The following is a 16285-nucleotide window of genomic DNA, read 5'->3' as shown; positions in this document are numbered from 1 at the left end:
TGACATCACCAGTTCATTCCATCAGCATTCAAGAAATTCACGAACGGAGTCGCCATGAACGATGAGCGCCGCACCTTCCTGTTCATGCCCGAGAGCGCGTACGGTCCGACGAACAACTGCATCGGCATCGGCCACGAGCTCGCCAGGCGCGGGCACCGCGTGGTGTTCGCCGCCGAGCGCTCCTGGGAGGGCAAGCTCACCGCCCTCGGCTTCGAGGAGGACCTCGTCGACCTCGCGCCCGCCCCCGAGGGCGACGACGAGCAGGACGCCGGGCAGTTCTGGAAGGACTACATCAAGGAGGTCGCACCGGAGTTCCGGAAGACCACCGCGGAGCAGCTCGAGACGGTGACCAAGCCCATCTGGGAGGCCCTCATCGACGGGGCGAAGTACTGCGAGCCCCAGCTGAAGCAGATCATCGAGCGGGTGCGGCCCGACGTCATCATCGAGGACAACGTGCTCACCTTCCCGGCACTCGTGACGGCCGGCGTGCCGTTCGTGCGCATCGTCTCGTGCAACCCGCTCGAGGTGCCGGGCGACGACATCGCCCCCGTGTTCTCCGGCCTCGCCGAGGACGACCGCGAGGGCTGGGCGTCGTTCCGTGCCGAGTACGACCGCACCCACCGACCGCTCTGGGAGTCGTTCGACGCGTGGGTGCAGGAGCAGGGCGCCTCGGCGTTGCCCGACCTCGAGTTCATCCACCAGGGCGACGAGAATCTCTACGTCTACCCCGAGGTGCTCGACTACACCGACCGCCGCCCGCTCGGCGCGAACTGGCACCGGCTCGACTCCTCGGTGCGCGAGACCGAGCAGGCGCCCGCCGACCTGCCCGCGTCGTTCACCGACGGCAGCCGCCCGCTCGTCTACTTCAGCCTCGGTTCGCTCGGCTCCGCCGACGTCGAGCTCATGCGCCGGGTCATCGCAGTGCTCGCCGACCAGCCGATCAACGTCATCGTGTCCAAGGGCCCACTGCACGACGAGATCGAACTCGCCGACAACATGTGGGGCGCGGAGTTCCTGCCGCAGACGAAGATCCTGCCGCTCGTCGACCTCGTGATCACCCACGGCGGCAACAACACCACGACCGAGGCGCTGCACTTCGGCAAGCCCATGATCCTGCTGCCGCTGTTCTGGGACCAGTACGACAACGCGCAGCGGGTGCACGAGCGCGGTTTCGGCATCCGCCTCGACACCTACCGGTTCACGCCGGAGCAGTTCCAGGGCGCCGTGCGCACGCTGCTCGACGACACGGCGCTGCGCGAGCGCATCGCCGCCGTCGGCGCCGACATCCGCTCGCGTGCCGGCCTGGCGACCGCGGCCGACGTCATCGAGCGGGTCGGCGCGCGGGAGCGCGTGTGAGCACGGGCTCCTCCACGGCCGGCACGGATGCCGCGGCGCACGCGCTCCGCGACGCGGCTCCCGCCCCCTACTGGATGGATCGACCCGACGCGCCCGGCCCGAGGCCGCGCCTCGAGGGACCGGTCGACGCCGACCTCGTGGTCATCGGTGCGGGGTTCACCGGGCTGTGGACCGCGTGGCGGGCGCTCGAGCGCGACCCCGCTCGTTCGGTGGTCGTGCTCGAGGCCGAGCGCGTCGCCTTCGGTGCGACGGGCCGCAACGGCGGCTTCGTCGCGTCGTCGCTGACGCACGGACTCACGCACGGCACGCACGTCTGGCCCGACCAGGTCGGCGCGCTGCACGAGGAGGGCGAACGCAACCTCGCCGACCTCGTCGCGACGATCGAGGCGGCCGGCATCGACTGCGACCTGCGACGGTCGGGCAAGACGACGATCGCCGTCGAGGAGTGGCAACTGGCGGGACTGCGCGACGCGCAGCGCCTCGGCGAACGGCACGGCGTGGCGCTCGAGCTGCAGTCGCGCGACGAGCTGCAGGCCGACGTGCACTCGCCCACCTACCTGGGTGGGCTCCGCGATCGCACGGGCACGGTGCTCGTCGACCCGGCCCGCCTCGCCTGGGGCATGGCCGCGGAGCTCGAGCGTCGCGGCGTGCGCGTGTACGAGGCATCCGCCGCCACCGGGCTCCGCCGACAGGGCGCGGGCGTGCGCGTCTCGACGCGGACCGGGCACGTCGACGCTCGCGATGTCGTGATCGCGACGGCCGCCTACCCGGCGCCGCTCCGGCGGCTCGGCAACTACCTCATGCCGCTCTACGACCACGTGCTCATGACCGAGCCGCTCACCGAGGCGCAGCGGGCCTCGATCGGCTGGGCCGAGGGGCAGGGGCTCACCGATGCGGGCAACCAGTTCCACTACTACCGGCCCACGGCCGACGGGCGCATCCTGTTCGGCGGCTGGGACGCCGTGTACTACTTCGGCGGTCGCGTGGACTCGAGGCTGGAGCAGCGCGACAGCTCGCACGGGCTGCTCGCCCGCCACTTCTTCGAGACCTTCCCGCAGCTCGCGGGCCTCGGCTTCACGCACCGCTGGGCCGGCCCGATCGACTCGACCACCCGGTTCACGGCGGCCTACGGCACGGCGCTCGGCGGTCGGGTGGCGTACGCGGTCGGGCACACCGGGCTCGGCGTGGGCGCGTCGAGGTTCTCGGCGGATGTCGCGCTCGACCTGCTCGCGGGCGAGCCCACGTCGCGGCTCCGCTACGACATCGTGCGCCGCCGGCCGTTCCCCATTCCGCCCGAGCCGTTCCGCAACCCGATCGTGCAGTTCACGCGGCGCTCGATCCTCGCCGCCGACGCGCACGAGGGCCGGCGCAACCTGTGGCTGCGCACGCTCGACCGCTTCGGCCTCGGCTTCAACTCGTGAAGGACCACCACATGACCACCGGCACGTTCATCGGCGAGTACCGCCCCGGCACGGGCGGCGACGCCGTGATCACCAACCCGGCCACCGAGCAGGAGGTCGCGGCGTTCACCTCGTCGGGGATCGCCGACGTCGAGGAGGCCGCGGCAGCGGCACGCGCCGCGCAACCCGAGTGGGCCGCGAAGACGCCGGGGGAGCGCTCGCTCGCGCTGCTCCGCCTCGCCGACGCGATCGAGGCCGACGGCGAGCACCTCGCGAAGCTCGAGGTCGAGGACTCGGGCAAGCCCTGGACCACGGCGTTCGACGGCGAGCTGCCCTTCGGCGTCGACAACCTGCGCTTCTTCGCGGGCGCGGCGCGATCGCTCGACGGCACCGGGGCGGGATCGTTCTCGAACGGCTACACGTCGATCCTCACGCGCCGCCCCGTCGGCGTCGTCGCCGGCATCACGCCATGGAACTTCCCGCTCATCATGGCGATCTGGAAGGCCGGGCCCGCGCTCGCCGCGGGCAACGCGGTCATCGTGAAGCCGGCCCCGGCGACCCCGCGCACGACGCTGCGGCTCGCCGAGCTCGCGATCGAGGCGGGCCTGCCCGCCGGGCTGTTCAACGTCGTCACCGGGGGTGCGGAGGTCGGACAGGCCCTCGTCACGCATCGCGAGGTCGACATGGTGAGCGTCACCGGGTCGACCGAGACCGGCAAGGCCGTCATGCGCGGCGCCGTCGAGGGCGTGAAGCGCGTGCACCTCGAACTCGGCGGCAAGGCGCCCGTGATCGTGTTCCGCGACGCCGACCTCGGTGCGATGGCGCACGCGGTCGCACTCGGTGCGACCTACAACACGGGCCAGGACTGCACGGCGGCGACCCGCGTCTATCTCGAGCGATCGGTGTACGACGACGGCGTGGCGGCGCTGCGGGCCGCGCTCGCCGACGTGGTCGCGGGTGACCCGATGGACGCCGACACCCACATCGGACCGCTCGTCTCGCGTGCCCACCGCGACCGCGTCGAGGGCTTCGTGTCGCGGGCCGTGGCCGACGGCGCCGAGGCGCTCGTGGGCGGCCACGCCATCGATCGCGTCGGCTCGTACTATGCGCCGACCCTGCTCGTGGGTGCGGCGCAGTCGTCGGAGATCGTGCAGGGCGAGGTCTTCGGCCCTGTGCTCGTGGCGTTGCCGTTCGACGGCGAGGCCGAGGGCATCGCGCTCGCGAACGACAGCGCGTACGGCCTCGCGTCGTCGGTGTGGACGTCGGATGTCGCCCGCGCCCTGCGCGTGAGCCAGTCGCTCGACGTCGGCGTCACGTGGGTGAACGACCACCTGCCGATCGCGTCCGAGGCGCCGCACGGCGGCGTGAAGGGCTCGGGATTCGGCAAGGACATGTCGATCGAGCCGCTCCTCGACTACTCGGTGACGCGCCACCTCATGATCCGGCACGCGCCGCCGCCCGAGACCACTGGGTTCCGTCCCGCCTGAGCCGCGCGGGGTTCACTCCCACGCGTCGCCGCGGCATCCGCATAGGCTGGGTATCGACCGATGCGCGACCTGCGAGGGAGGACGCCCATGCTGGACTACGACCCCTACGAGGCCCTGCAACGAGCGCGACCGGTCGACACGTTCATGGTGACGAGCGCCGACTTCGAGCAGGGGCGACCGCTCGCGCGGGCGCAGTTGGCGGCGCACGCCGGCGGTGCGGATCGCTCGCCTCAACTCTCGTGGTCCGGATTCCCGGCCGGCACGCGCAGCTTCGTCGTGACCTGCCTCGATCCCGACGCGCCCTCGGCCTCGGGGTGGTGGCACTGGGTCGTCGCGAACATCCCGGTCTCGGTCACGAGCCTCGAGACAGATGCCGGCGCCGCGGGCGGCGCGAAACTCCCGCCCGGCGCGATCATGCTGCGCAACGAGGACGGCGAGGCCGCGTACAGCGGCGGGGGACCGCCGCGCGGCACGGGAGTGCACCGCTACATGTTCGTCGTGCAGGCGCTCGACGTGCCGAGCTTCGACCTCGATCCGGATGCCTCGCCCGCGAGCCTGGGCACCCGGTGCTTCTTCCACGCCCTCGGGCGCGGCATCCTCGTGGGCACGGCGACGCGCGACTGAACGCCGGGCCCGCGGCATCAGCGTTCGACCGGGCCCCGGAGCCGCTCGAGCCCGTCGAGAATGAGGTCCAGGCCGAACGCGAACTCGGGCGAGATCCCGTCCGGGGCATCCATCACCGACTCGGCCATCGCGGCGAGGTTCGGGTGGTCGCCGGCGGGCACGCGCCGCACGAAGCTCGCCGCGACCTGCGGAGCCGTTCCGACCTCGAACGGCCAGGCGGACTCCTGGAGTGCGAACCCATACGTGTAGCTGTCCAGCACCATGATCGAGCGCCGGATGATCGGCATCGAGAAGCCTGCGGCCGCGAGCACGCCGATCGTGGCGTCCAGGTATCGAAGTCGTGCGAGGCCGGCGCTGGGACGTGATTCGATCAGGCCGCCGGCCCAGGGGTGCCGCAGGAGGACCTCGTGCGCCGAGATCGCACTTCGCCGCACGGCCGACTTCCAGTCGACGTCGTCGGCGGGCACCTCGAACTCGCTCACGACGAGGTCGGCCATGCCGTCGAAGATGTCGTCCTTGTTGTCGACGTGCTTGTAGAGCGACATCGCCTCGACGCGCAGCTCCTGGCCGAGCTTCCGCATCGAGACCGACTCGAGCCCGTGGCGGTCGGCAAGCCGGATCGCGGCGCGCAGGACCCGGTCCCGATCGAGCGGCATGCGTCGCGTCACCGTCCGGTCGGGCGGTGTCGGCAGGTCCGTCATCCCGATCGCCTCCACCCTTCCTTGACAAGCTTACGGTGTAAGCATAGCCTCGGACCTGAGTGGCTTACGGTGTAAGCCAAGAACGGCCAGGGAGGCATGGATGTCACTGCAATCGGCGACCGTCGCGGGCGCGCTCTTCATGGGGTTCGCGGCGATCGCGGCCATCTTCGTGCTCGCGATCCGAGCGAAGTCCCCGCTCGTACTCGATCCCCTCATCCGCTTCCAGCGCGCGATCGTGAATCCGCGCCAGCTGCGATCGGCGGGCAGGCCGGGAGCGACTGCATCCGTGATCCGGCACCGCGGCCGCGTCACGGGCCGGCCCTACGAGACACCGGTCGCAGCGGTCGTCGCCGATGACGGGTTCCTGATCCCGCTTCCGTACGGAACGCGCACCCAGTGGCTGAAGAACGTGCTTGCCGGCGGCTCGGCCGTCATCGTCCACGAGGGAGGCACGTTCGCGGTCGACCGGCCGGAGGTCATCGGGATTCCGGCGGCACCCTTCACGGCGAGCGAGCGGCGCATCCACCGCTGGTTCGGCGTCGACCGGTGTCTCCGGGTTCGCCGGGCCGGGTCGGACGGCGCTGGAGCGGGTGCGGACGCGGCGGGCGCCTCGTCGACACCACGTCGAGGGACTCCGCATGTCCGATGAGTCGCGCACCGTCGTCAGGGACTTCCGTCGCGATGACCGCGAGGCGGTCATCGAGGTGATGGTCGCGTCATTCAGGGCCTTCGGGCCGGTGGACCAGGTGGTCGGCACCGACCGCAGAGCCCGCGATCGGAGACGTCGCATGTTCGAGATGTCGCTGGACGAGCGGGGACGGCAGCACGTCATCGTCGCGGAGCGCGCCGGTCGCATCGATGGGGCCCTCACCTACGTCGATTGGCCGGACTGCACGCCCGGCATCCGCGACCGTCTCGGCGCCGTGCGCATCGCGGGTCCGAGACTGCCGACGCTCATCCGCGACTTCCGCAGGGTCGGCACGGCCCACCCCACGACGCCGCATCGACACCTGCCCGCACTGGGTGTGCGGCCCGAGGCGCAGGGCCGGGGTCTCGGCGGTCTCCTGATGGCGGAGTACGTACGACGGTGCGACGAGTCGGGCCTCGAGGGCTACCTGGAGACCATCCGCTGGGCCGACGCATCTCGACGTGCCCAAGAGCGGCTGTACGAGCGCCACGGGTTCTCCGAGGCCGCGGTCGTGCCGATGACGGAGGACTGGTCGATGGTCACCATGACGCGGCCGGCGGCCGGGGCCGCGGGCGTCTGAGCCGATCGACCACCGGTACCCTTGAAATTCCATAACACGCTATATATCGTGTTATGGAATGAGGGGAGCGCACATGGTCGACGACATCGTCGGTCGTCTGGGACATCTCACGCTCGGCACGAGGTTCAAGCGCCTCGGAGAGCGCCTGCAGGCCGAGACGACGAGGTTCATCGAGGCGAGCGGCGTCGCGCTGCCGGCGAGCTGGTTCCCACTGCTCGCGGCGATCGAGCGCGTCGGCCGACTGACCGTCGGCGAACTGGCCGAGGCCGTGGGCGTGAGCCAGCCGGGCGTGACGCGCAGCGTGGCGAGACTCGCCGAACTCGGGCTCATCACGGTCGCGCACGAGTCCGCCGATCGGAGACGCCGCTCGGTGATGCTCACCGACTCGGGGGCGTCGCTCGTGGCGCGGGCGCGTGCCGAGGTCTGGCCCCACGTCGAGGCCGCGGTCGTCGACGCCTGCACCGGGCTCGATGGGCCGCTCCTCGACCAGCTGGCCGCGCTCGAGGCCCGACTCGACGACGAGCCGCTCGACCGGCGCGCCCGACGACTTCGCGATGCGGCGGCAACCGAGGCGGCGGCGTCATGACGCGGCATCCGCTCGACCGGCCGGTGTGGAGCGCGCTCGCGAACCGGCAGCGCGCGTTCTCCCTCGGCGACGACCTCGTCCGACGCCTCGACCCGGCCGTCGGGCCGTTCGCGGCCGTCGGAGCCGACGAGCCCGAGAGCCTCTCGCGTCTCGGCGCCCTCGTCGCCGAGCACGGTCCCGTCGTGCTGCTGCAGCGCGGAGAGATCCCCGTTCCGCCCGGCACGACCGCGCGCCTGCGGGCCGCCGGCGTGCAACTCGTGCTCGATCGGCTCGCCGCGGTGCCGACCACCGCCGACCTCGTGCCACTCGGCGCCGATGACGTCGACGAGATGGTCGCCCTCGCGCGGCTCACCGAGCCGGGGCCGTTCGAGTCGCGCACTCCCGAGCTCGGCGGGTTCCTGGGCATCCGGTCGGAGGGACGACTCGTGGCGATGGCCGGTGAGCGCATGAAGCCCGAGGGCCACACCGAGGTCAGCGGGGTGTGCACGCATCCCGACCACCGCGGTCGCGGGTACGCGGCCATGCTCTCGGCCGCCGTGGCCGACCGCATCGTCGCCCGAGGCGAGACGCCGTTCCTGCACGCCTATGCGGCGAACCGCGCCGCCATCACGCTCTACGAACGGCTCGGGTTCGTGCTGCGCACGCCCGTCGAGGTGCTGGCGCTCGTCGCGAGCTGAGCGCGGCGCCGAGCCTGCGGTTCGCACCTCACTCCTCGCTCCTCGCCCCTCACTCCTCGTCGGGCGCGGGCGAGATCGCCGCACCGAGACGGATGCGGGTGCCGAACGGATCGGTCAGGAGCGACGTCCGCTCGCCCCACGGTTGGTCGAGCGGCTCCTCGGCCACGCTTCCGCCGGCATCGGCGAGCACCTCGGTGACCCGGTCGACGTCGTCGACGTAGAACCACAGCAGCACGTTGCCCGGCGGCAGCGGGGACTCGGCCAGGCCGATGCCGAGCGACGACGACCCGACCGCGAGCGACACGTAGTCGGGATCGCCTTCGGGCGGGAATCGGTACGTCACGACACCCCCGAGCGCGTCGCGGTAGAAGACGAGGGCGGCGCGCATGTCGTCGACCTCGAGAATCGGGAACGCTGACTCGATCATGACCCCTCCTCCAACGGGAGGCTACGCCGCCGGTCGGGATGCCGCTACGGTGGCACTCGTGAGCGACCAGATCTCCGTGAGCGTCGCCGACGGGGTCGGCCACGTCACGCTCGACCGTCCACAGGCGCTCAACGCGCTGAGCTATTCGATGATCCGTGAGCTCACCGTCGTCTTCGAGGGGTGGCGCGACGACGCCGAGGTGGGGCTCGTCGTGCTCGACGGAGCCGGCGAACGCGGCTTCTCGGCCGGCGGCGACGTGCGGGAACTCTACGAGTACATCGTGGGCAGCGACCATGGCGAGGCGCGCGAGTTCTTCCGGTCGGAGTACCGGCTCGACGCGATGATCGCTCGCTATCCGAAGCCCGTCGTGGCGATCATGGACGGCATCACCATGGGCGGCGGTGTCGGCCTCGCCGGCCACGCCGCGATCCGCGTCGTCACGGAGCGGTCGCGGGTGGCCATGCCCGAGACCCGCATCGGGTTCACGCCCGACGTCGGCGGCTCGTGGCTCCTCGCGAGGGCGCCGGGCGAGCTCGGCGTGCACCTCGCGCTGAACTCGCGCACGATGGATGCCGCCGATGCCCTGCACGCGGGCTTCGCCGACTCGTTCGTGCCGTCGGAGCGACTGCCGCACCTGCTCGACGCGCTCGCCGAGCGGGCCGACCCCGGCAGCCCGGCCGAGGTCGTGATGCTCTTCGACGAGACCCCCGGTCCGTCGGCGCTCGCCCTCGCGCGCGACTGGATCGACGCCTGCTACTCGGCGCCGACCATCGGTGAGATCATCGCCCGTCTGCGCGCCTTCGCCGATGGACGGACGGATGCCTCGTCGAGCCGCTTTCCGACGAGCCCGCTCGACCCGGCCGCACGGGCCTACGCGGCGGCCGCGGCGGACGAGCTCGAGACCCTGTCGCCCACGGCGCTCACCGTCACGCTCGAGTCGGTGCGCCGAGCCCGCACCCTGCCGAACCTCGAGGCCGCGCTCGAGCAGGAGTTCCGGCTCGTCGCGTGGTTCCTCGAGCAGCCCGACCTGCGCGAGGGCATCCGTGCGCAGGTCGTCGACAAGGACCGCTCGCCGAAGTGGAACCCGCTCACGCTCGACGGCGTCGACGCAGGGCTCGCGGCTCGCGTGCTCGATACGCAGGTGCACGCCCCGGTCTGGCCCTCGGAGGATTGAGGGGGCGCGCAGCGCCCGTCTCGAAACCCGCGCAGGCCCGTCTCGAGACCCCGCAGCACGCCCGATCGCGTTTCGCAAGCCCTTCGCACGCCCCGGGGCATCCGCACGGCTTTTCGATAGCGTGGGGTCGTGAAGACCCACCACCTGCGTACCCACCGAAGCGATGAGAACCTGTCCCGAGAAGGGCAGCTGGCCTGGCAGCTCGCGGGCGTCGCGACCGACCCCGTCGACGTCGGCGACGACGTCGTCGAGATGGTGATCAACCGCGTCATCGACAACGCGGCGGTCGCGGCCGCGGCGCTCGCACGCAAGCCCGTGGTGTCGGCGCGCAGCCAGGCACTCGCGCATCCGGTCTCGATCGGCGGCGACGGCGCCACGGTCTTCGGAGCGGATGCCGCGCGCCGCACGTCGCCCGAGTGGGCGGCGTGGGCCAACGGCGTGGCCGTGCGTGAGCTGGACTACCACGACACGTTCCTCGCGGCGGAGTACTCGCACCCGGGTGACAACATCCCGCCGATCGTGGCCGTCGCGCAGCACCTGGCCGCGGGTCGTGGCCTCACCGGCCGCGATGTCGTGCGCGGCATCGCGACGGGGTACGAGATCCAGATCGACCTGGTGAAGGCGATCTCGCTGCACGAGCACAAGATCGACCATGTCGCGCACCTCGGGCCGTCGGCGGCGGCCGGCATCGGCACGCTGCTCGGCCTCGACCAGGAGACGATCTTCCAGGCCATCGGCCAGGCACTGCACACCACCACTGCCACGCGGCAGTCGCGCAAGGGGGAGATCTCCAGCTGGAAGGCGCACGCCCCCGCGTTCGCGGGCAAGATGGCCGTCGAGGCGGTCGACCGTGCGATGCGCGGCGAAACCAGCCCGACCCCGATCTACGAGGGCGAGGACGGCGTCATCGCGTGGCTCCTCGGCGGCCCCGAGGCCAACTACGACGTGCCGCTGCCCGAGGAGGGCGAGGCCAAGCGCGCCATCCTCGACTCGTACACGAAGGAGCACTCGGCCGAGTACCAGGCACAGGCGTGGATCGACCTCGCCCGCAAGCTCCACGAGGAGTACCCGCTGATCCTCGACGACCCCGACCGCATCGAGTCGATCACGCTGCACACGTCGCACCACACCCACTACGTGATCGGCTCGGGTGCGAACGATCCGCAGAAGTACGATCCGGATGCCTCGCGTGAGACGCTCGACCACTCCATCCCGTACATCTTCACGGTCGCCCTGCAAGACGGCACCTGGGATCACGAGGCGTCGTACTCGCCCGAGCGCGCGCACCGAGAGGACACCGTCGCGCTCTGGCGCAAGGTGTCGACGGTCGAGGACCCCGAGTGGACGCGCCGCTACCACTCGCTCGACATGGACGAGAAGGCGTTCGGTGGCCGCGTGGTGATCAAGCTGGCCGACGGCGGCGAGATCGTCGACGAGATCGCGGTCGCCGACGCGCACCCGCTCGGCGCCCGTCCGTTCGGACGCGAGCAGTACGTGCAGAAGTTCCGCACCCTGTCGGAGTGGGTGCTCGAGGAGGCCGAGATCGAGCGCTTCCTCGAGCTGGCGCAGCGCCTGCCCGATCTGGGTCCCGACGAGCTCGGCGGCCTCACCATCACGGCGGCGCCCGGGTCGCTCGTCGGAGTCGAGATCCCCACCGGACTCTTCTGACGCGGCTCGCGGGTCGAGGAGGGCGCTTCGCGCCCGTCTCGCAACCCGCCTCCATGACCGCATCGAGAAGTCGCGGATGCACGGTGCGACCCTGCATCCGCGACTTCTCGACGGGAAGGGCGTTCCCGCGGTGCATCGCGCCTCCGGGGGCGGGTCAGGTGGCCGCGGCGCTCCGCAACCCGCGGGCCCGTGCGTCTCGCCCGGCCGAGCCGGGTGCCCGTAGGCTGGGGGAGCGGTCGCGCCGCGGCGGCCGCTCCGTCACGAGGAGCACGATGAGCGATCAGCAGCAGGGGGCAGCCCCGGTCATCTACAAGGGCCTGGCCGGCGTGCCCGTCGACTACACGGCCGTGTCGAAGGTGAACCCCGAGACCAACTCGCTGCTGTACCGCGGCTACCCGGTGCAGGAGCTCGCGGCATCCGTCACCTTCGAGGAGGTCGCGTACCTGCTCTGGTACGGGGAGCTCCCCGACGACACGCAGCTCGCCGAGTTCGAGGATCGCGAGCGTTCGCTCCGGGGCCTCGATCACGAGGTGAAGCGCATCATCGACGAGCTGCCGCTCAGCGCGCACCCGATGGACGTCGTGCGCACGGCCGTGAGCGTGATCGGGGCATCCGACCCCGGCGCCGACGACGCCAGCCCCGAGGCGAACCTCGACAAGGCGATCCGCCTGTTCGCGAAGCTCCCGTCCATCGTCTGCTACGACCAGCGCCGACGGCGCGACCTCGAGTTCGTCGAGCCGCGCGACGACCTCGGGTACTCGGCCAACTTCCTGTGGCAGGCGTTCGGAGAGGCCCCTGAGCTGGCGGTCGTGAACGCCTTCGACGTGTCGATGATCCTGTACGCCGAGCACTCGTTCAACGCATCGACGTTCGCGGCGCGCGTCATCACGTCGACGATGTCCGACCTGTACTCCGCCGTCACGGGCGCGATCGGCGCGCTCAAGGGTCCGCTGCACGGAGGTGCGAACGAGGCCGTCATGCACGCCTTCGCCGAGATCGGCACCGCGGATGCCGCGGCCGCGTGGCTCGACGCGGCGCTCGCCGAGAAGCGCAAGATCATGGGGTTCGGGCACCGCGTGTACAAGAACGGCGACTCCCGCGTGCCGACCATGCGGGACGCGCTCGAGCGGATGGTCGAGCACTACGAGCGTCCCGACCTGATGCGCCTGTACATCGCCCTCGAGGAGGCGATGGCCGAGCGCAAGGGCATCAAGCCGAACCTCGACTATCCGGCGGGCCCGACGTACCACCTCCTGGGCTTCGACACCGAGACGTTCACGCCGCTGTTCGTCGCGAGCCGGGTCACCGGGTGGACGGCGCACATCATGGAGCAGAACGCGGCCAACGCGCTCATCCGGCCCCTCTCGGTCTACAACGGCCCCGACGAACGGCACGTGCCCGTGCGGGGGTGATCCATGGCGCAGGTGCTCCTCGAGATGACGATGACGGTCGACGGATTCATCACGGCGCCGGGCATGAGCCCCGAACATCCGCTCGGCGTCGGCGGGGAGCGCGTGCACGACTGGATCCTCGGCGCCGTCCAGCCGGCGACCGACGGGAGCGGCATCATCCCCGAGCACGGCGGCTCCCCCGCAGGCAGCCCCGAGCACGTCGACCGCTTGATCGCGGCTCGCATCATCAACCGCACCGGTGCGTTCGTGATGGGCCTGCGCACCTTCGAGGCCGGCGAGGCCATGTGGGGCGATCGAACCGTCTTCGCGAGACGCCCCTGCTTCGTCGTCACCGACGCACCGCGGGAGCCGATCGTGCGCGGGCGCTCGCGCTTCGATTTCGTCACCGACGGCGTCGCCGAAGCCGTGCGCCGTGCCACCCTGGTGGCGAGGGCTGCCCCCGTCACCGTGATCGGGAACGCGGCGATCGCTCGCGAGGCGCTGCTGGCCGGACTCGTCGACGAGTTGCGGCTGCACCTCGTGCCCGTGCTGCTCGGCTCGGGTGATCGCCTGTTCCCCGAGGTGCGGAACGGGCCCGTCGAACTCGAGTTGCTCAGCGTCGAGCGCGGCGCCAAGGCCACCCACCTGCGCTACCGCGTCATCCGGCCGGATCTGCGCGGACCGGGAATTCGCGCAACCGCACAATCCTGAGGCCGAGCACTCGGCCGGTGGCTGTCGCCAGCCGCAAAGGTGTGAGGATCCACGGTGATCCGGGCATACAGTCGTGGGTTATGCACATGTTGTTCCGCACGCTGCTGCACCTGCTGTTCCTGTCTCGCCGCAAGCCCGACCTCGGGTACCGGGATGTCGCGCGCACGAGGTTCATCACGCTGCCGACCGACCTCGACATCAACCGGCACATGAACAACGGCGTCTACTTCTCGATCATGGACGTCGCGCGCTTCGACATGCTCGTGCGCAACGGCGTGTGGAAGATGATGCTCGACAAGGGCTGGTACCCGGTCGTCGCCAGCGAGACGATCACGTTCCGCAAGTCGCTCGGCCTGTGGGATCGGTTCACGATCGAGTCGAGGCTCGTCGGGCACGACGACAAGGCCGTGTACATGGAGCAGCGCTTCGTGCGCCCCGACGCGAAGGGCGAGCCCGAGATCTACGCGACGGGGTTCATCAGGGCGCGCTTCCTGCGGCGTGCGGGCGGCACCGTGCCGATGTCGGAGATCGTCGAGGCGCTCGGCGTGACCGATGCGCACGGCATCCCCGAGTGGCTCGAGCGGTGGGGCACGGATGTCGCGCTGCCCGCGACGCGCGCGGAAGCCCCGTCGGTCTGGCACTGACAGACGGCGGCGGGGGCTAGGAGCGCGCCTTCCACGGCACGACGACCTCCTTGATGATGAGCAGGATGCCGGCCGCGACGGGGATCGCGACGAGCGCCCCGGGCAGGCCGGCCAGCGTGCCGCCCGCGAGCGCCGCGATCAGCACGATCGAGCCGGGCACCTGCACCGCCCGGCTCATGACTCTCGGTGTGAGCACGTAGGCCTCGACCTGCATGTAGACGAGCATCGCGATCAGCACGATGAGGGCCGCCAGCGGCGACACGAACAGCGAGATCACCGACATGAACACGGTCGTGAGCACGGTACCGATGAGCGGGATGAGCGTGATGAAGAACGCCGCGACCGAGATGACGAGCGCGAACGGCACGCCCACGAGCGAGAGCAGGATGAGGCTGTAGAGGGCGTTGAAGAAGGCGAGCACGACCATGCCGCTGAGGTACCGGCCGACGTTCTGCATGATCCGCTCGGCGTAGTCCACGACTCGTGCGCGATGCGAGGCCGAGACGATGCTGTAGACGGCGGTCTTCGAGGAATCGAGCGTGGCCGTGAAGTAGATCGTCAGGATGAAGATGAAGAACCCGGTCGAGATGCCGCCGACGATCGCGACGCCGATGTTCAGCGCACCGCCGCCGACGGTGGCCCAGAAGTTCGGGTCGCTGATGGTCGAGGTGATCCACGCGTAGACGGTGCCGAGGACTCCGCCGGTGCCCGACTGAGCCTCCTGGAACCAGTCCTGCGCCTGCAGGTCCTGGTACATGGCGGGCAGCGACTGGATGAACGACGCCGCCTGCGTGATGACGAGTGGGAGCACGATCCACAGCAGTCCGGCGATCACCAGCACGAACAGGATGATCACTGTCAGGATCGCGATGCCTCGCGGCATGCCGCGCCGCTCGAACCAGCGCACGAGCGGGTCGAGGCCGAGCGTGATGAAGACCGCGGCGAACACCGAGAACACGACGCTGGAGATGCTGGCGATCGCTGAGGCGATTCCGAACGCGACGAGCACGCCGAGCGTCGCCACGAACGCCCACACGAACGGCCGGTCCGTCATCAGGTTCACGTGCCGCTCGCGCAGGCCCTTCTTCGCGTCGACCTCGCGGGCCCGCCGCTCGATGCTCTTCACGGCGTCAGTCTAGGGCTGGGGATGTCGCGGCCCGCGGACCTCCGTCAGCTGCGTGCCGCGTCGGGAACGTGCAGTCCCCGGTAATAGTCGGCGAACGCCGGGTAGTACGTCTCCCATTCGGGCATCGGACGCCCCGCATGGGCGGCGACCAGCCGGTCGAGGTAGTAGTCCCAGCCGGGGCCCATGGTCGCGGCATCCGCAGCGCTCTGCAACCTGCTGCCGAAGGTGAGGGTCGTCATGCCGCCGCCCTCGACGAGATGGCAGTAGACCCGCATCGGTTCGGCTCCCTCGCGCGAGTCGACCAGGAACCGATGCGGCGGCGCGCATTCGAGGATCGACACGTTCTGCCAGTCGGCGCCCTCCTCGAACGCCATGCGGAACTTCACGCCGCCCGTCGCAGGACTGCCCGTGTACGTGCCGATCCACGCCTGCATCGCGGTGGGATTCGTGAGCGTGAACCAGACCTCCTCGATGGGCGCATGGAACAGTCGATCGAACTGCAGGTAGAGCCCGTCAGGCTTCAACGTGTAGTGGCCGGTCGGTTTCGCGGTCATCATCGCCCCCTGCTCGTCGTGCTTTCAGGCTAATGCGGCGGCTCGCCTATCTCCAGCCGACAGGCCTCAGTAGAGTTGCCGCATGAGTTCCAGGGGAGGACAACGCGTGGGAAACGACGCAACGGTGGAAGTGATCGAGGGCAGGTCCGGATTGTGGGGGGCGCTGGCGGGCCTCATCGTCGCCGCACTCATCGCCGTGCCGCTCTCGGCGTCGTTCGCGTTCGCCACGCATCCGACGACGCAGCAGCTCTTCGCCGGCCGACTCGAGGAGGCGTCGACCGGCGGATACGTCGCGTTCTGGTGGATCGTCACCCTGCTGCTCGCCGCGCTGCCGTTCCTCGTCGGCTTCGGCGTCGCGAAGCTGTCGGTGCGCTCGCTCACGATCGTGGGCGCGATCGTCGCGCTGTTCGTGATCGCGATCATGGTGCTGGGGCAGCTCTTCGTGTTCTGAGCGCGTTCGCGCCGTCCAGGGGGCCACGGTGTACGGTACT

At 70.6% G+C, this 16285-nt stretch carries 18 protein-coding genes; 14 read left to right on the top strand and 4 right to left on the bottom strand.

Going from position 1 to position 16285, the window contains the following annotated elements; translation table 11 throughout:
* Positions 1-54: 54 nt before the first annotated feature.
* The 4 genes from EZM51_RS11235 (at position 55) to EZM51_RS11220 (ending at position 4867) form a co-directional block, all read left to right on the top strand.
* Positions 55-1356, top strand: a complete 1302-nt coding sequence (locus EZM51_RS11235; RefSeq protein ID WP_136708339.1) for a glycosyltransferase — start codon at positions 55-57, stop codon at positions 1354-1356.
* Positions 1353-2777 carry an FAD-binding oxidoreductase gene (locus tag EZM51_RS11230; protein ID WP_248305601.1) on the top strand — a complete coding sequence of 475 codons (1425 nt, stop codon included), beginning with the start codon at positions 1353-1355 and terminating at the stop codon, positions 2775-2777. The genes EZM51_RS11235 and EZM51_RS11230 overlap by 4 nt, the downstream gene beginning before the upstream one ends.
* 11 nt (positions 2778-2788) lie before the next feature.
* Positions 2789-4243 carry an aminobutyraldehyde dehydrogenase gene (locus tag EZM51_RS11225; RefSeq protein ID WP_136708338.1) on the top strand — a complete coding sequence of 485 codons (1455 nt, stop codon included), beginning with the start codon at positions 2789-2791 and terminating at the stop codon, positions 4241-4243.
* 87 nt (positions 4244-4330) lie between these two features.
* Positions 4331-4867 (top strand): YbhB/YbcL family Raf kinase inhibitor-like protein, encoded by a 537-nt coding sequence (locus EZM51_RS11220; RefSeq protein WP_136708337.1) that lies wholly within the window; start codon positions 4331-4333, stop codon positions 4865-4867.
* A 17-nt stretch (positions 4868-4884) separates the two neighbouring features.
* Here EZM51_RS11220 and EZM51_RS11215 read toward each other — a convergent pair whose 3' ends face one another.
* On the bottom strand, positions 4885-5568 hold the full coding sequence (locus tag EZM51_RS11215) for a TetR/AcrR family transcriptional regulator C-terminal domain-containing protein (RefSeq protein WP_136708336.1): 684 nt from the start codon (positions 5566-5568) through the stop codon (positions 4885-4887).
* Positions 5569-5668: 100 nt separating this feature from the next.
* Here EZM51_RS11215 and EZM51_RS11210 point away from each other — a divergent pair, with 100 nt between their 5' ends.
* The 4 genes from EZM51_RS11210 (at position 5669) to EZM51_RS11195 (ending at position 8099) form a co-directional block, all read left to right on the top strand.
* Complete coding sequence (locus EZM51_RS11210; protein ID WP_136708335.1) at positions 5669-6217, top strand: nitroreductase family deazaflavin-dependent oxidoreductase; 549 nt, start codon at positions 5669-5671, stop codon at positions 6215-6217.
* Entirely contained in the window at positions 6207-6836 is a 630-nt protein-coding gene (locus tag EZM51_RS11205) for a GNAT family N-acetyltransferase (protein WP_136708334.1), read from the top strand. The genes EZM51_RS11210 and EZM51_RS11205 overlap by 11 nt, the downstream gene beginning before the upstream one ends.
* A 73-nt stretch (positions 6837-6909) precedes the next feature.
* The gene (locus EZM51_RS11200) at positions 6910-7422 is read left to right on the top strand and encodes a MarR family transcriptional regulator (protein ID WP_136708333.1); all 513 of its coding nucleotides are present in this window, start codon (positions 6910-6912) and stop codon (positions 7420-7422) included.
* Positions 7419-8099 carry a GNAT family N-acetyltransferase gene (locus EZM51_RS11195; protein WP_136708332.1) on the top strand — a complete coding sequence of 227 codons (681 nt, stop codon included), beginning with the start codon at positions 7419-7421 and terminating at the stop codon, positions 8097-8099. The genes EZM51_RS11200 and EZM51_RS11195 overlap by 4 nt, the downstream gene beginning before the upstream one ends.
* Positions 8100-8148: 49 nt before the next feature.
* On the opposite strand, the gene EZM51_RS11190 is transcribed toward EZM51_RS11195, so the two are convergent.
* Positions 8149-8526, bottom strand: coding sequence for a VOC family protein (locus tag EZM51_RS11190; RefSeq protein WP_136708331.1), 378 nt, complete (start codon positions 8524-8526; stop codon positions 8149-8151).
* 58 nt (positions 8527-8584) lie between these two features.
* Here EZM51_RS11190 and EZM51_RS11185 point away from each other — a divergent pair, with 58 nt between their 5' ends.
* The 5 genes from EZM51_RS11185 to EZM51_RS11165 all read left to right on the top strand — a co-directional run bounded on the left by EZM51_RS11185 (position 8585) and on the right by EZM51_RS11165 (position 14114).
* Entirely contained in the window at positions 8585-9700 is a 1116-nt protein-coding gene (locus EZM51_RS11185) for an enoyl-CoA hydratase/isomerase family protein (protein ID WP_248305600.1), read from the top strand.
* Positions 9701-9829: 129 nt separating this feature from the next.
* Positions 9830-11368 carry an MmgE/PrpD family protein gene (locus EZM51_RS11180; RefSeq protein WP_136708329.1) on the top strand — a complete coding sequence of 513 codons (1539 nt, stop codon included), beginning with the start codon at positions 9830-9832 and terminating at the stop codon, positions 11366-11368.
* Positions 11369-11640: 272 nt separating this feature from the next.
* Positions 11641-12780, top strand: coding sequence for a bifunctional 2-methylcitrate synthase/citrate synthase (locus tag EZM51_RS11175; protein WP_136708328.1), 1140 nt, complete (start codon positions 11641-11643; stop codon positions 12778-12780).
* A 3-nt stretch (positions 12781-12783) separates the two neighbouring features.
* The gene (locus tag EZM51_RS11170; protein WP_136708327.1) at positions 12784-13470 is read left to right on the top strand and encodes a dihydrofolate reductase family protein; all 687 of its coding nucleotides are present in this window, start codon (positions 12784-12786) and stop codon (positions 13468-13470) included.
* Between the two features lie 80 nt (positions 13471-13550).
* Complete coding sequence (locus EZM51_RS11165; RefSeq protein WP_136708326.1) at positions 13551-14114, top strand: acyl-CoA thioesterase; 564 nt, start codon at positions 13551-13553, stop codon at positions 14112-14114.
* Positions 14115-14130: 16 nt separating this feature from the next.
* Here the strand turns inward: EZM51_RS11165 and EZM51_RS11160 are convergent, their stop codons facing one another.
* Both EZM51_RS11160 and EZM51_RS11155 read right to left on the bottom strand, forming a co-directional pair.
* The gene (locus EZM51_RS11160) at positions 14131-15240 is read right to left on the bottom strand and encodes an AI-2E family transporter (RefSeq protein WP_136708325.1); all 1110 of its coding nucleotides are present in this window, start codon (positions 15238-15240) and stop codon (positions 14131-14133) included.
* 44 nt (positions 15241-15284) lie between these two features.
* A complete protein-coding gene (locus tag EZM51_RS11155) occupies positions 15285-15794 on the bottom strand; it encodes an SRPBCC domain-containing protein (protein ID WP_169053880.1) in 510 nt (169 codons plus the stop codon).
* A gap of 106 nt (positions 15795-15900) precedes the next feature.
* Here EZM51_RS11155 and EZM51_RS11150 point away from each other — a divergent pair, with 106 nt between their 5' ends.
* On the top strand, positions 15901-16245 hold the full coding sequence (locus EZM51_RS11150) for a hypothetical protein (RefSeq protein WP_248305599.1): 345 nt from the start codon (positions 15901-15903) through the stop codon (positions 16243-16245).
* Positions 16246-16285 lie beyond the last annotated feature (40 nt).

Source organism: Agromyces sp. H66 (genome assembly GCF_004959775.1).
Lineage (GTDB): Bacteria > Actinomycetota > Actinomycetes > Actinomycetales > Microbacteriaceae > Agromyces.
The sequence above is the reverse complement of the archived record's forward strand: the minus strand, read 5'-3'. Positions and strand labels throughout refer to the sequence as shown.

Coding starts and splice junctions, on each gene's coding strand:
- EZM51_RS11235 (WP_136708339.1), top strand. CDS start 55: ATGAACGATGAGCGCCGCACCTTCCTGTTCATGCCCGAGAGCGCGTAC.
- EZM51_RS11225 (WP_136708338.1), top strand. CDS start 2,789: ATGACCACCGGCACGTTCATCGGCGAGTACCGCCCCGGCACGGGCGGC.
- EZM51_RS11220 (WP_136708337.1), top strand. CDS start 4,331: ATGCTGGACTACGACCCCTACGAGGCCCTGCAACGAGCGCGACCGGTC.
- EZM51_RS11215 (WP_136708336.1), bottom strand. CDS start 5,568: ATGACGGACCTGCCGACACCGCCCGACCGGACGGTGACGCGACGCATG.
- EZM51_RS11210 (WP_136708335.1), top strand. CDS start 5,669: ATGTCACTGCAATCGGCGACCGTCGCGGGCGCGCTCTTCATGGGGTTC.
- EZM51_RS11205 (WP_136708334.1), top strand. CDS start 6,207: ATGTCCGATGAGTCGCGCACCGTCGTCAGGGACTTCCGTCGCGATGAC.
- EZM51_RS11200 (WP_136708333.1), top strand. CDS start 6,910: ATGGTCGACGACATCGTCGGTCGTCTGGGACATCTCACGCTCGGCACG.
- EZM51_RS11195 (WP_136708332.1), top strand. CDS start 7,419: ATGACGCGGCATCCGCTCGACCGGCCGGTGTGGAGCGCGCTCGCGAAC.
- EZM51_RS11190 (WP_136708331.1), bottom strand. CDS start 8,526: ATGATCGAGTCAGCGTTCCCGATTCTCGAGGTCGACGACATGCGCGCC.
- EZM51_RS11175 (WP_136708328.1), top strand. CDS start 11,641: ATGAGCGATCAGCAGCAGGGGGCAGCCCCGGTCATCTACAAGGGCCTG.
- EZM51_RS11170 (WP_136708327.1), top strand. CDS start 12,784: ATGGCGCAGGTGCTCCTCGAGATGACGATGACGGTCGACGGATTCATC.
- EZM51_RS11165 (WP_136708326.1), top strand. CDS start 13,551: ATGCACATGTTGTTCCGCACGCTGCTGCACCTGCTGTTCCTGTCTCGC.
- EZM51_RS11155 (WP_169053880.1), bottom strand. CDS start 15,794: ATGACCGCGAAACCGACCGGCCACTACACGTTGAAGCCTGACGGGCTC.